The 12,781-nt window shown below is 70.6% G+C and carries 11 protein-coding genes; 6 read left to right on the forward strand and 5 right to left on the reverse strand.

The window, feature by feature from the left end; genetic code table 11:
* Nucleotides 1–14 precede the first annotated feature (14 nt).
* The 4 genes from NQU55_RS29590 to NQU55_RS29615 all read left to right on the forward strand — a co-directional run bounded on the left by NQU55_RS29590 (nt 15) and on the right by NQU55_RS29615 (nt 4,863).
* The gene (locus NQU55_RS29590) at nt 15–929 is read left to right on the forward strand and encodes a phosphotransferase family protein (RefSeq protein ID WP_168093850.1); all 915 of its coding nucleotides are present in this window, start codon (nt 15–17) and stop codon (nt 927–929) included.
* A gap of 746 nt (nt 930–1,675) precedes the next feature.
* Complete coding sequence (locus tag NQU55_RS29605; protein ID WP_168093851.1) at nt 1,676–2,044, forward strand: amphi-Trp domain-containing protein; 369 nt, start codon at nt 1,676–1,678, stop codon at nt 2,042–2,044.
* An 846-nt stretch (nt 2,045–2,890) separates the two neighbouring features.
* Nucleotides 2,891–3,382, forward strand: coding sequence for a hypothetical protein (locus tag NQU55_RS29610; RefSeq protein WP_168093852.1), 492 nt, complete (start codon nt 2,891–2,893; stop codon nt 3,380–3,382).
* A gap of 224 nt (nt 3,383–3,606) precedes the next feature.
* Entirely contained in the window at nt 3,607–4,863 is a 1,257-nt protein-coding gene (locus tag NQU55_RS29615; RefSeq protein ID WP_168093853.1) for a protein-glutamine gamma-glutamyltransferase, read from the forward strand.
* A 288-nt stretch (nt 4,864–5,151) separates the two neighbouring features.
* Here the strand turns inward: NQU55_RS29615 and NQU55_RS29620 are convergent, their stop codons facing one another.
* Nucleotides 5,152–5,826, reverse strand: coding sequence for a TetR/AcrR family transcriptional regulator (locus NQU55_RS29620; protein WP_168093854.1), 675 nt, complete (start codon nt 5,824–5,826; stop codon nt 5,152–5,154).
* A 207-nt stretch (nt 5,827–6,033) separates the two neighbouring features.
* Between NQU55_RS29620 and NQU55_RS29625 the strand changes: the two genes are divergently transcribed.
* Together NQU55_RS29625 and NQU55_RS29630 are read left to right on the forward strand one after the other, a co-directional pair.
* Nucleotides 6,034–7,248 carry an NAD(P)/FAD-dependent oxidoreductase gene (locus NQU55_RS29625; RefSeq protein WP_168093855.1) on the forward strand — a complete coding sequence of 405 codons (1,215 nt, stop codon included), beginning with the start codon at nt 6,034–6,036 and terminating at the stop codon, nt 7,246–7,248.
* Nucleotides 7,249–7,366: 118 nt separating this feature from the next.
* Nucleotides 7,367–8,263: an RNA polymerase sigma-70 factor gene (locus NQU55_RS29630; RefSeq protein ID WP_168093856.1), complete on the forward strand. Its 897-nt coding sequence runs from the start codon at nt 7,367–7,369 to the stop codon at nt 8,261–8,263.
* Nucleotides 8,264–8,330: 67 nt separating this feature from the next.
* Here the strand turns inward: NQU55_RS29630 and NQU55_RS29635 are convergent, their stop codons facing one another.
* The 4 genes from NQU55_RS29635 to NQU55_RS29650 all read right to left on the reverse strand — a co-directional run bounded on the left by NQU55_RS29635 (nt 8,331) and on the right by NQU55_RS29650 (nt 12,539).
* Nucleotides 8,331–9,152: an MBL fold metallo-hydrolase gene (locus NQU55_RS29635; protein ID WP_168093857.1), complete on the reverse strand. Its 822-nt coding sequence runs from the start codon at nt 9,150–9,152 to the stop codon at nt 8,331–8,333.
* On the reverse strand, nt 9,125–9,796 hold the full coding sequence (locus NQU55_RS29640) for a pyridoxine/pyridoxamine 5'-phosphate oxidase (RefSeq protein ID WP_168093858.1): 672 nt from the start codon (nt 9,794–9,796) through the stop codon (nt 9,125–9,127). Before NQU55_RS29640 ends, NQU55_RS29635 begins: the two co-directional genes overlap by 28 nt.
* 29 nt (nt 9,797–9,825) lie before the next feature.
* Nucleotides 9,826–10,992 carry a nucleotidyltransferase family protein gene (locus tag NQU55_RS29645; RefSeq protein WP_256791497.1) on the reverse strand — a complete coding sequence of 389 codons (1,167 nt, stop codon included), beginning with the start codon at nt 10,990–10,992 and terminating at the stop codon, nt 9,826–9,828.
* A 140-nt stretch (nt 10,993–11,132) separates the two neighbouring features.
* Nucleotides 11,133–12,539, reverse strand: coding sequence for an NAD(P)/FAD-dependent oxidoreductase (locus tag NQU55_RS29650; protein ID WP_168092472.1), 1,407 nt, complete (start codon nt 12,537–12,539; stop codon nt 11,133–11,135).
* Nucleotides 12,540–12,781: the final 242 nt, after the last annotated feature.

Raw genomic sequence — 12,781 nt, forward strand, 5'->3', positions numbered from 1 at the left:
AGCACCGCGCCCCGATGACCCATCCCATGCCCCTCCTCGACAGCCTGGCCGAACGCTGGAAGCTCGACGACCTGACGCCGGTCGGCAGCGGCCTCGAATTCTCCGTCTACTCCGCCCGGAACAAGGAAGGCCGGGCCGTCGCCCTGCGCCTCGCGCACCGCCGCTTCGACTCCAACGCCAACGACCCGCAGGTCGACACGAGGGCGCTGCTGGTGCAGGAGTACGAGATCACCCGCCACCTGACCGCCCACGGCTTCCCGGTGGCCGAGCCGCTGGAACTCCGCCTCGCCGAGGACGCGTCGTCGCCCGACGTCCTCCTCTCCGCGTACGTCCCCGATGACGGTTCGGACATCGACGGCTTCGCCCTCGGCGAGCTCCTCGCCCGCCTCCACCGCCTGCCGCCGCCGCGCCGGCTCGTCCCCGTGGCAGCGGAGGGCATGAGCACCCGCCGGGCGCTCGTCACCCGTATCCGGCGCCGGTGGGCGGAGACCGGCCGGCACGTGGCCGACTGGCCGGCCCCACCGGACCCCGCCCCGCTCGCCCGCCACCTCTCCGGCGTCACCGAGACCGCACTCGTGCACCTGGACGTCCGCAGCGCCAACATCCGGCGCGGCGAGGGACGGGTCAACGCCCTCCTGGACTGGTCGAACGCCTTGCTCGGCGACGCCACCCTCGAATTCGGCCGGCTCACCGAATACGCCCGCTACCCGGAGAACCAACTCGACCCGGAAGCCCTGCGAGCGGGCTACGCGACCCTGCAGCGCGAAGCCCTCCCACCCACCACCGCCCCGGCCATGCTGGCCTGCCGCCTGGACACCGCCCTGATGCTGACCCTGGTCTTCCTCTCAGAAGCTCCGGACCCCGCCCGAGGCCCGACGGCGGCGGACCACGCCCGCGAACTGGCGGACGCTCTCACGAAGGAAGGGTGAGCCGGGACGCTACCGGGAGCGCGCGCCGCTGCCCATGCCTCGTTGAGGCATGGGGGGTCTTTCTACGACCATGCTCCGGGCCCGCCGCCGAGCCATTCGATCAGTTGGGGATCGTCCAGCCGGGCATCCTTCATATCCACCCCTGCTCGACGCAGAAACCCGAGCACATCGACAGTCCCGTACGCGGTGCCGAGGACCTCTGCCCCGACCGTCACCAGCCGCCCGCCCGACGGCGACGGCGGGTGCACCACTATCCGACCAGGTCCGGACATATATCCAGCCTGCACCCGGACCTGCCCGGACGCATCCGGGCCCGGCAATCCCCGCCGGCCCTGCTCACCGGCGACGATCGAGGACACCGACCGGCGCGTTGCCGCTGGAGAGGTTGTGGGCCGACGGCACCCTGCAGAACCAGGTATCCAGCACCGTCCAGGCCGTCCTCGACACCTGGCACCACCAGGCAGCCTGACCAGTTCCCGAGCCTCAAACCGAGCCCCGGCCGTCCTCTGTGCCGTGGTGATGTTGCCTGCTGCCGTCATGACACGGGCGGCGCCCACGATGCGTGCGATGGCTACCAGGACTTGGGGCCTCGCGCATGGGCGCATGTCTCGCCCCGCCATGGGGCGGACGGTAGGCCCGGTAAGGATCGGGCCCTCTGTCGCTTGGCCGTGAGGATGTCCGATCCCGGGCACGGCCTCAGAATTGGCGTTATGGGCCGTCTACGTCGGCCGGATTCGGAGACACGTATGAAGGACCTCAAGTTTGAGCAGAAGCGCTCGCTGACACGCCTGGAGGCGGCTGACCAGCTCACGGCCCTCGCGGCCGTGCTGAGGGAAGGCGGGGAGGCCGAACTGGAACTCGGCCCCGGGATTCTGAGCCTGCGGGTACCCGACGACCTTCACAGCGAGATGGAGGTCGAGGTCGGGGACGGGCAGATTGAGCTGGAGATCGAGTTCAAGTGGCCGACCGCACCGAGCCGGACGGCGCCGTCGCAGGCGGTCGCGGACACGAAGAAGGCCCCGAGGCGGAAGAGCCTGCCGGCCAAGCCCGGTCGGAGCAGTGCAGGCACCAGCAAGAGCAAGAGCCCGAAGCGATCCGCCACGAAAACACCCTGAGTGGTGCCGACAACCTCGGGCCGGTGGACGGCCGGTGACCGCACCGCCGAGGACACGGGCCGACATGCCGTCGGCCGGGCGACATCAAGTCGACCATCGCGGCCGATGAAACGCCGGTCAGCGCCCTGCTGTGGCACGCCGCAGCCGCGGTCTCCCCACCGGTGACGGTCGTCGGCACCCTGCTGAGCACTCCGGCCACCGAAAACGCCCGGGGCCACGGCAAGTCCGCCGGCATCACTGCGGCCACCGTCCGCCGGGGCGACCCGGCCACTGCCCGACGCGGGCTGGAAACACGCCCTCGACCGGGCGCTGCATCACGTGGGAGGCTCCGTCACCCTCGCCACCGGCATACAGCTCGACGCCTCCGCCCCCACCAGTAGGTCGATGACCCTCCTCCCACCTGGACCACTTGGTCGGCCATGCGGCCCACCGGTCGAGCCGAGCCCTTCGTCCCCGTCGCGGCACCCGCACTCCCCCGCCCGCTCCGGACCACAGCAGGGCACACACCCGTCGGCGGACTCGAACGGAATCCGGCCGTACGGATCAAGAGGTTCTGCCATCCGCGTTTCGGCCAGGCCGGCGTCTCGAAACCTGCCGCGGCCGGCCGCCGGGTGACTGACCGCCACCGAATGACGCTCTTCATCCCGGTGCCAACGATGGCATCGACCGCACCGTGGAGTTCCCGAACAACATCGCCTCCCCCGCACCGGGCCGGGGCCAGATGCTGGCCAGATACCGCCTTAGTAGGAGATTGGCCGGTTTTAAAGCCACGATGTTGCCGGGAAGTTAACTCGGAGACATGATCACTGCTCGTATCAGCCTGATCACTCATCCAGGAGCCGAGAAGTGATACGCAGAACCGCTCTCCGTACCCTCACCACCCTCGCCGCGACCGCGGCCCTCGCCCTCCCCCTCGCCCAGGGAGCCCAGGCAGCCTCCCCGACCACGACCGCCACGGCGGCCGCCGCCACCCCCGCCACGGTCAACGCGGGCGACGACAATCCCTTCCGCTGGATGGAACTGGACGGCCTGCGGGCCGACTTCCAGTTCATGTATCCCGCAGGACACCGCGTGGGCTTCTGGTCCCTGGTCCTGACGGACGACGTCGCGCAGCAGAAGTTCGCGGGCGGCAAGTTCTTCGTCTACGCCCCGGCCACGGGTGAGTTCAGCTTCTTCCTCGACACGGACATCGCCGTGCGCACGGTTGACCACCCGCGCCAGGTCCGCCTCGTCGACACCGAGTTCATGCGCTCCCACCCGCGCGTCGAGGTCCGCTACGGCGACCCCGACCACCCGCGCCGGGCCCGCGTCGTCGCCTCGGCGACGACGCTGATGTAGCGCGTCACCCACCCCGCCCGACCCGGCCGGCCCATGCCTGTCCGGCGACCGAGTCGCGCCGCCACCGCCGCCGTCCCGGGTTACCGCATCTCCTGCCGCCGGCGCAGCGACGCAGGACAGCGCGCCCCAAGGCCCTGAGCGGCAGCTCGCCGCAAACCCTCTCCATTGCGTCGCGCTCTCGCATGCCCGTCTCACGAGACTTCATCACAAGGGAGTTGTTCTTCATGTACAAACATCGGAGATTCCTCACCCTCGCCACCGCGGGTGCAGTCATATGCACCGCCGGACTCATCCCGTCGGTCAGCCAGGCCGCCGACAACGGCAGCAGGGAAGAGAAGGGCTCCTACGCCGCAACGCACGGTCTGACGGCGGATGACGTCAGGAACATCAACGCACTCAACGAAAGCGCTCTGGATCTGGGGCAACCGAGCAAGCCTCCGGCGGAATTCCCTCCGAGCGCCAGTTCGTCCTCCCGAGCCCCCGACTCCACCGACGACAGGGAGACCCCTCCGGCCGAGCCGCTCGAACGGATGCCCGACGCGTACCGGGCCTACGGGGGCAGGGCCACTACGGTCGTCAACAACTACATACGCAAGTGGCAGCAGGTCTACAGCCACCGCGACGGCAAGATGCAGCAAATGACCGAAGAGCAGCGGGAAAAGCTGTCCTACGGCTGCGTCGGCGTCACCTGGGTCAACTCGGGTCCCTACCCGATGAACAAGCTGGCGTTCGCGTCCTTCGACGAGAACAAGTACAAGAACGACCTCAAGAACACCAGCCCCCGACCTGGTGAGACGCGGGCAGAGTTCGAGGGCCGCATCGCCAAGGACAGTTTCGACGAGGGGAAGGGCTTCCAGCGGGCGCGTGATGTGGCGTCCATCATGAACAAGGCCCTGGAGAATGCTCACGACGAGGGCACGTACATCGACAACCTCAAGACGGAACTCACGAACAACAACGACGCCCTGCTCTACGAGGACAGCCGATCGAACTTCTACTCGGCGCTGAGGAACACACCGTCCTTCAAGGAAAGGAACGGGGGCAACTACGACCCGTCCAAGATGAAGGCGGTGATCTACTCGAAGCACTTCTGGAGCGGGCAGGACCAGCGGGGCTCCTCCGACCGGAGGAAGTACGGCGACCCGGAAGCCTTCCGCCCCGCTCAGGGCACCGGCCTGGTCGACATGTCGAGGGACAGGAGCATCCCGCGCAGTCCGACCAACCCCGGCGAGAGCTGGGTCAACTTCGACTACGGCTGGTTCGGGGCTCAGACTGAAGCGGACGCCGACAAGACGATCTGGACCCACGGCGACCACTACCACTCGCCCAACAGCGGCCTGGGTCCCATGCACGTATACGAGAGCAAGTTCCGGAACTGGTCGTCCGGGTACGCGGACTTCGACCGCGGGACCTACATGATCACGTTCATCCCCAAGAGCTGGAACACCGCCCCCGCCAAGGTGAAGCAGGGCTGGCCGTAACAGAACCGCGCGGGAGGGCCGGGTCGCCCGGCCCTCCCGCGTCTCGGTGTGCGCGGAGGAAGCAGAGCGCCCTCCGACGCCCTACCGGCTGACGACCCTGCCGGCCGCGGGGATACCGCCGCAGGCCGCCGCGTGGGCGATCGACGCCGCGGTCGAGTTCACGCTCACGGCGCTGCCCGGCGGACTCACCCCGGCGCGCCGCGCACGCGTCCCTGAGGGTTCGCGCCGGGATGAGGCGGATGGTACGTACCTACGGCCGTCCATACCCCCGCCCCGCATGTCCCGCCGTCAGCGCCGATCCGTGCCCGCGGCGGCGTCGTTCGCTGAGCTGTCCGCTTCGTGTTCCCTGATCGCCGCCTCCACCAGGGCACGTGCCGCCCAGGTGATGGCCTCCTCTTCGGCCTCCGGGTCAAGACCGCGGACGTCCCGCAGGGCGATCTGCGCCTCCCAGCCGACCACGATGGTCAGCGCCGAGATCAGGCGCTGGTACGACTCCGGGCTGAGGGTGCTGCGCAGCGGTTCGCAGGCCTGCTCCAGCCATTCGATCCGGCGAGGGCCCCGGCGCGGCCCGGTCGGCTGCTCGGTGCCGCTCGCCGGCGGGTCGACGGTCAGCCGGATCAGCCGGCGGCCCAGGGGAAGCGACTGCGGTGAGTACTTCAACAGCGTCCTTATGAGGGCGTCCACCCGGCCGGCGGGGTCACCGGCCAGTGCGGGGTCGTTCAACGCTTCCTCGACCGGGGGCTCGTTGAGCGCTCCGGCGGTCGCGTCGATCAGCAGGTGGTCGAGGCTCGGGAAGTACGTGTAGACCGTGCGCCGCGACACGTCGGCGGCTGCCGCGATCTCGTCGATGGACGGTGTCGCTCCGGCGGCGCTCAGCCGGACCGCCGCATCGACGATCGCTTTGCGGGTGCGGCGGCGCTGCGCTTCGCGGCCACCGCGGCGGACTGGATCGTCGCTGGTCATCGTGTCCTGTCGCTCCCGGGTCGGGTGGTTCGGCCGGGGATTGACGCCCCCTCAGGGAATAAGTATATCTTCATGCAGTCGTTGCACAGCAGTGCAGCGACTGCACCGACGTGAGATTTCTGTTGTGCAGGTCACACTGCCGTACCTGTCACAGGCACCAGGCCGCCGGTGTCTTGAGGCCAAACCCCTTGAAGCGGAGGACGCACGATGAACGAGAACACCGATGTGGTCGTGATCGGCGGCGGTTACGCCGGAGTCATGGCGGCCAATCGCCTGACGCAGCGCGGCGATGTGACGGTGACACTGATCAACCCGCGCCGCAGCTTCGTGCACCGGATCCGCCTGCACCAGCTGGTGGGCGGGACCCACGACGCGGTCGTCGACTACCGGGAGGTCCTGAGCGAGGGCGTCCGGCTCGTGGTCGACACCGTGACCCGGATCGACGCGGCCGGGCGCGGTGTGGAGCTGGCGTCGGGCGACAGGGTCGGCTACGACTATCTCGTCTACGCGGTGGGCAGCGGCAGCGCCGATCCGCGTGTGCCCGGAGCGGCCGAGTTCGCCTACCCGATCGCCGGCCTGGAGGAGGTGCAGCGGCTGCGGCCGGTCCTGGACGCCGCGCCCACGACGGCCGCGGTGACGGTGGTCGGCGCCGGCCCGACCGGCATCGAGACCGCGGCCGAGCTGGCGGAGGCGGGCCGCGCGGTGACCCTGGTGTGCGGCAGGATCCTCGGCCCGTACCTGCACCCCCGGGGCCGGCGCTCGGTCGCCAAGCGCCTGGCCGGGCTCGGGGTCACGATCATCGACGGCCCCGGCGCGTCGGTAACGGCCGTGAGCGGCGACGCCGTCCGGCTCGACGACGGCCGCGAGCTGCCGAGCACGGTGACCATCTGGACGGCCGGTTTCGGGGTGCCGGACCTGGCCGTGCGCAGCGGGCTGAGCACCGACGCGCTGGGCCGTCTGCGCACGGACGAGACGCTGACCAGCGTGGACGACGTACGCATCGTCGCGGCCGGCGACTCGGCGGCGCCGTCGGACCTCCCGCTGCGGATGAGCTGCCAGGCCGCGATGCCGATGGGCGCGCGGGCCGCCGACACGGTGCTGAGCCGTATAGCGGGTGAGCGGCCCGAGACCCTCAACCAGTCGTTCGCCGCCCAGTGCATCAGCCTGGGCCGGAACGATGGCATCTTCCAGTTCGCCAAGCGGACCGACGTCGCGGTGTGGTTCAACATCGACGGCCGCCTGGGGGCGAAGCTCAAGGAGATCGTGTGCGCGGGCGTCATCAAGCACATGGCCGACGAGGCCCACAAGCCCGGCGCGTACCGCTTGCACCGTGTCTCGGGAGGTGCCACGCGCCGGCAGCAGTTGCTGCAGGCGGCGGCCGGGCGTGGCGAGGCGCCGATCCCTGCTGATCAGGCCGCCTAGGTGGTCGATCCGGTCCGATCCGACCGCAACGGACCCGGAGCCGCCTGTCGTGCAGCGGCGCTCATATGACAAGGCGCCGCTGCACGTATGCGCTCATCGAACGCAAGGATTCAAGGATATGAGCGAGCACACCGCCGACCCGGCGACCGAGACGTTCGTCGCCCACCGGAACCTGCTCTTCACCGTCGCCTACGAGATGCTCGGATCGGCGGCCGACGCCGAGGACGTCCTCCAGGAGACCTGGTTGCGCTGGGTCAAGGTCGACCTGGAGCAGGTGCGCGACCAGCGTGCCTACCTCATCCGCATCACGACCCGCCAGTCGCTCAACAGGCTGCGCACCATGACGCGTCGCAGGGAGGCGTACGTCGGCTCCTGGCTGCCCGAGCCTCTGCTCACCGCGCCGGACGTGGCCGAGGACGCCGACCTCGCCGAGAGCGTGTCGATGGCGATGATGCTGGTCCTCGAAACGCTGTCGCCGACCGAACGCGCCGTCTTCGTGCTGCGCGAGGCCTTCGACGTCGGCTACGACGAGATCGCGGCCGCCGTCGACAAGAGCCCCGCCGCCGTCCGCCAGATCGCCCACCGCGCCCGCAAGCACGTCGACGCCCGCCGCCCCCGCCAGTCGGTCTCCCCGGGCAAGACCCGGGAGGCCCTGGAGGCGTTCCGGCGCGCGCTCGAAACCCGGGACCCGCAGCACCTCCTCGACGTGCTCGCCCCGGAGGTCGTCCTGGTGAGTGACGGCGGCGGCGTCAAGCGGGCTGCCCTGCATCCGGTCGTCGGCGCCGACAAGGTGACCCGCTTCTACCTCGGCCGCTCCGCCAAGGCCGGGTTCACGATCGCGTGCGAACCGGCCACGGTCAACGGCAACCCGGCCCTCCTCGTACGCCTGGACGGCGAGCTCGACGGCATCATGGCGGTACGGGTCGAGGACACCCGCATCACCGGCCTCTACTACGTCCGCAACCCCGAGAAGCTGGCCCGCCTCGCGTCGGAGACCCCTCTTACCCTGCGGTGAGCGCGGTCCGCTGACCGCAGTTCATACGGGGCGGACGCCTCGGACGCTCCGCGCTCTCACCCGCGTCTTACAGCGGAACCGAGGCGGGGTCCGCGACGACCCCGTACGTCCGGCCCTCCTCGGCGGAGTTCACCGGGCCGCCGAACCCGTCCGACGCCCGGCGGACGGCGTCCTCGGCGGCGAGTCCCGTCGCGAGGTGGGTGAGGAGCAGGGACCGGGCGCCTGCGCGCCGCGCGAGCGCGCCGGCCTCCTCCGGGGTGAGGTGTCTCCTTACCCCTTCGGGTGCGGTCCTGCCGTCGCCCGCCTCGCTCAGCAGCAGGTCCGCACCGGAGCCGAGCTCCTCCAGGGCCGGGCAGGGTGCGCTGTCGCCGGTGTACGCGAGGACGCTCCCGCCGTATTCGACGCGCAGGCCGAAGGCCTCCACGTCGTGCTCGACGGCCCGGGTGAGGAGCCGGAGCCCGTCGGCGTCGTCCTCCCGGCCGTCCGCGAGCTCGTGGAAGCGGAAGGCCTTGTCCAGGAAGGCGGTGCCCGGTTCGGCGAAGTAGCCGGCCAGCCGCTCCGCGCACCCGCGGGGCGCGTAGACGGGCAGCGGGGCCGTGCGGGTGACCCCGCACAGGCCCAGGGCGTACCAGGCGCCCAGCAGGTCGGCCGCGTGGTCGGCGTGCAGGTGGGAGATCCACACGGCCGACAGCGTCTCCAGGGCGGTGAACCGCTGCAGCGGGGCCAGGGTGCCCGGCCCGGTGTCGACCCAGACGGCCGCCCGGCCGCCCTGCACCAGGTAGCCCGAGCAGGCCCGGTCGGGCACGGCGTACGGGGCTCCCGCGCCCAGGACGGTCAGCCGCAGTCCGGCGTCCTCCGGTCTCAGGGCCACAGCAGGGTCTTGGTCCATCGTTCCTCCTCGCGCCGGTAGGCGAGCCGCGTGTGCTTGCGCTGCCGGTCTCCTTGCCAGAACTCGGCGGTCGTCGGCCGCAGCGTGTACAGGACCCAGGCGGGGGCGACCAGTTCCGGGTCCTGCGCGACGCGCTCGGCGGAGCGCTTGGCCGCCAGGTTCAGCTCCTCCAGACTCTCCAGCGGCTGACTCTGACGGCCCATCAGCGCCTCGGCGCGCGAGCCGGGCGACCGGGCGAGGAAGTCGGCGGCGCTGCGCTCGGGCGACTCGGCGACGACCGGGCCGCGCAGCCGCACCTGGCGCGCCAGCCGCACCCAGTGGAAGGTGAGCGCCGCGGCGGGGCGCTCCACCAGGTCCCGTCCCTTGGGGCTCGCGCCGTGCACGGCGAACTGCCAGCCGCCGTCCGTGACGTCCTTGAGCAGCAGGACGCGTGCGGAGGGGCCGCCGTCCGCGGCCGTGGTCGACACGGTCATCGCGTGCGGCTCCGGGATGCCCGCGTCGATCGCCGCGCGGAGCCACTCCACGAACAGCGCCGTGGGATCGCCGGGTGCGGCTGCGGGGTCGAAGTCCGGCAAGTCGCCTGCGAAGACGTCGAGTTGCCGGAGCATCTCGCGCATCCCACCGGGTGCCGTCGTGTTCTCCATGTCGGGTGTCCTCTCTCGCCGTGGGGCCGTCAGGGCGAGACGTCCCCGTCGTCGGGACCGGCGTCCGGCACGAACAGGCGTGCCGGGAAGGCGACGCTCCAGCGTCGCTCGCGTCCCTCCGTGCTCATGTACTCCTCAAGGTAGTCCACGTCGCCGGGGCGCAGCGCGTGCAGCACCTCGGCGGGGACGGCGGTCGGGTACAGCACGCTCGTGAAGTGCAGTGCGTGGTAAGCGACATGGGAGGCGCCGACGTCCTGCACGAGGTCTGTGAACTCCCGCCAGGCGGTCGCGGTGAAGCGCCCGGCGACGAGGGCGGCGTCCAGGATCTTCCCGATGGGGAGGCCGAGGGGCGCACCGGTGGCGCGGGGTGCGGTCGCCTTCTCGTACAGCAGGGTGCAGAGGTCGAGGAGGCCGTCCGCCCGGCTGAGGACGGAGGTCTCCGTCCCGCACACGGATTCCGGTGTGCGGCGGGCGACGACGGTCGTGGCGGGCAGGGAGAGTCCGGTGCGGCGTTCGAAGACGTCGTGATAGACGTCGACATGGAATTCCGGCACGCTCGGCCGGCTGCCGGGCTTGAGGAATGTCAGCTGGAGGGCCTCGGGGGAATCCACGGAATGCTCCCCGGATTCCGTGTGGTTCAGCCCGTCCGCGCTCTCGGAATTTCCTTCCCGGGCGTATCCCAGACGCTCCAGGACGCGCTGGGCCCCGGGGACGTCGGCGGGGGCGAGGAAGAGGTCGAGATCGCCGATGACCCGCACGCCGGTGTCGTGATAGACCGAATTCACGAGTGAGAATCCGCGGCGTACGGCGTGCGGCACACCGTCGGTTGCCAGTTCTCGCAGGACGCGCCCGAATTCGTCGGAGAGCACCAGGTTCCGGCTGCGGTTGCCGAGCAGGGAATTGGTGAAGAGCCAGGGTTCGAAGACGGCGGCGCCGTCGTCGCCGTCCCGCTCCCAGCCGTAGCGGTCGACGTGACGCCCGAGCAGGGGCATCAGCCGGTGGCGGGCGGCCTCGCGGAGGAGGGCGCCTCGGTCCAGGTCGGGCCGGCCCAGGAGGGCGCGGGCCTCGGCCCGCCGCGCGGGGTCGGGGGCGGGCACCGCGAGGAGCAGCAGCAGGCGGGCGTGCGGGGGGAGGTCCGCGGCCGCGGCGGCGAGGCCACCACCGGGGTGTGCGGGGTCGTTCGTGGTGCTCTTCATGCGTGTTCTCGCGTCGCCGTTCCGTGAGGCGGGGTGGGGTGCGCGCCGGCCGGGGTCCTCCGGGGGCATCGGTTTTCCGGAGGATCCCGGACGGCGGGTGGCGGTCCGGGAACGGGTCCCGGACCGCCGGTCGGGGGAGGTCAGGCCGTCCGGTGCAGGCCCAGCTCCGGCTCGAGCGTCATGTAGAGGCCGCCGATGGCGTTCTCCGGCGACTCGGGGAGCTTCTCCTTGTGGGTGTTGTGGTTGGAGATCGGGGCGGGCGAGCCGCCCTCGTCGCCGCGCAGCTTCGCGGCGAGCCGCTCGTAGGCGCCCTCGGTGGTGACGTCGACGAGGTCCTCGGTGCCGGCGATGATGTTGAGGAAGGCGTCGTGCAGGCGCAGGCCCTTGCGGTCCTCGCGGGTGAGCGTCTGGGCCTTGTAGAAGTGGCTCTCCTTGCCCCGGTAGCTCTCGTAGAAGACGGAGACCAAGAGCAGGAGGCGCTCGTAGGCCTGGCGGTAGGCCGTCTGGAAGAACGCCTGGCACTCCTCCTCGGGGATCTCGCCCTGCAGGATCGCGGAGATGCTGGCGGCGGCGATCATGCCGCTGAAGGTGGCCAGGTGCACGCCGGTGGACAGCAGCGGGTCGAGGAAGCAGGCCGCGTCGCCGATGAGGAAGTAGCCGGGGCCCGTGAAGGAGTCGGCGACGTAGGAGTAGTCGGTCTCGCTCTTGACCTCGGAGACGAGCTCGGCCGGCTTGACGAGCGCGGCGAGCTGCGGGCAGGACTCGATGGCGTCCATGTAGACGGCCTCGCGGCCGCCGAGGCGCTTGTGGTCGGCCTGGTAGCCGTCCTTGCCGGTGACCAGGCCGATGCTCAGGGTGCCGTCGTGCAGCGGGATGGCCCACAGCCAGCCGTTCTCCCGGCTGAAGACGGCGATGGCGCCCTCGGGGCCGAGGTCGAGGGGCGGGGTGTCCTTCCAGTAGCCCCACACGGCGATGTTGCGGAAGACGTCGTGGAAGCGGCGGTCCTTGATCTGGCGGTTGCCGAGGACGCCGTTGCGCCCGGAGGCGTCCACGACGATGTCGAAGGAGACGGTGCCGGTCTCGGAGTCGTCGGCGGTGCGGAACCAGGTCGCGGAGGAGGCGCGGCCGTTCTCGAAGTGCACCTCCTTGACGCTGACGCCCTCGTGCACCTCGACGCCCTCGGACTTGGCGTGCTCCAGGAGGATCTGGTCGAACTCGGAGCGGATGACCTGCCAGCTGTGGTTGTCCTCGCCCGGGAGGTGGCTGAAGGGGAGGTCCCACTCCTCGTCGCCCCAGGCGTAGTAGGAACCGTTCTTGCGCATGAAGCCGTGGGCCTCGACCTTGTCCTTGACGCCGAGGACCTCCATGGCCCGGAAGCAGGATATCGACAGGGACTCGCCGATGTGGTAGCGCGGGAAGTGCTCGCGCTCCAGCAGCGTGACCTTGTACCCGCGCTTGCTCAGCAGGGTGGAGACCGTCGCGCCGGCGGGGCCGCCGCCGATGACGAGGACCTGGCAGTCCGCGATTTCGCCCGCCTTCTTGGCCATGAGAATGCAGCCTTCCTTAAGGGTTGTGCGCAGAAGAGATGTTCAGTGGACGCCGGGTGCCGTGGAGGGGCATCCGGCCGGTAGCAACGGCAATCACCGTGGCGTCGGCGCGGGTCCCGCCGCAGAAGGCGGGCCGCAGGTGCCGCAAGCGCCTCACCCAGGGGGCGGGCATCGGCGTCGTCCGCGGACGACGCGGGTCGTTCGGAGGTGTCCAGGACCCCGGACCGCATTCCTCGCTGCTG

The organism is Streptomyces telluris, from assembly GCF_024519335.1.
Lineage (GTDB): Bacteria > Actinomycetota > Actinomycetes > Streptomycetales > Streptomycetaceae > Streptomyces > Streptomyces telluris.

Excerpts from the sequence above, each read along its gene's own strand:
- NQU55_RS29590 (WP_168093850.1), top strand. The coding sequence starts at position 15 with ATGACCCATCCCATGCCCCTCCTCGACAGCCTGGCCGAACGCTGGAAG.
- NQU55_RS29605 (WP_168093851.1), top strand. The coding sequence starts at position 1,676 with ATGAAGGACCTCAAGTTTGAGCAGAAGCGCTCGCTGACACGCCTGGAG.
- NQU55_RS29615 (WP_168093853.1), top strand. The coding sequence starts at position 3,607 with ATGTACAAACATCGGAGATTCCTCACCCTCGCCACCGCGGGTGCAGTC.
- NQU55_RS29620 (WP_168093854.1), bottom strand. The coding sequence starts at position 5,826 with ATGACCAGCGACGATCCAGTCCGCCGCGGTGGCCGCGAAGCGCAGCGC.
- NQU55_RS29625 (WP_168093855.1), top strand. The coding sequence starts at position 6,034 with ATGAACGAGAACACCGATGTGGTCGTGATCGGCGGCGGTTACGCCGGA.
- NQU55_RS29630 (WP_168093856.1), top strand. The coding sequence starts at position 7,367 with ATGAGCGAGCACACCGCCGACCCGGCGACCGAGACGTTCGTCGCCCAC.
- NQU55_RS29635 (WP_168093857.1), bottom strand. The coding sequence starts at position 9,152 with ATGGACCAAGACCCTGCTGTGGCCCTGAGACCGGAGGACGCCGGACTG.
- NQU55_RS29640 (WP_168093858.1), bottom strand. The coding sequence starts at position 9,796 with ATGGAGAACACGACGGCACCCGGTGGGATGCGCGAGATGCTCCGGCAA.
- NQU55_RS29645 (WP_256791497.1), bottom strand. The coding sequence starts at position 10,992 with ATGAAGAGCACCACGAACGACCCCGCACACCCCGGTGGTGGCCTCGCC.
- NQU55_RS29650 (WP_168092472.1), bottom strand. The coding sequence starts at position 12,539 with ATGGCCAAGAAGGCGGGCGAAATCGCGGACTGCCAGGTCCTCGTCATC.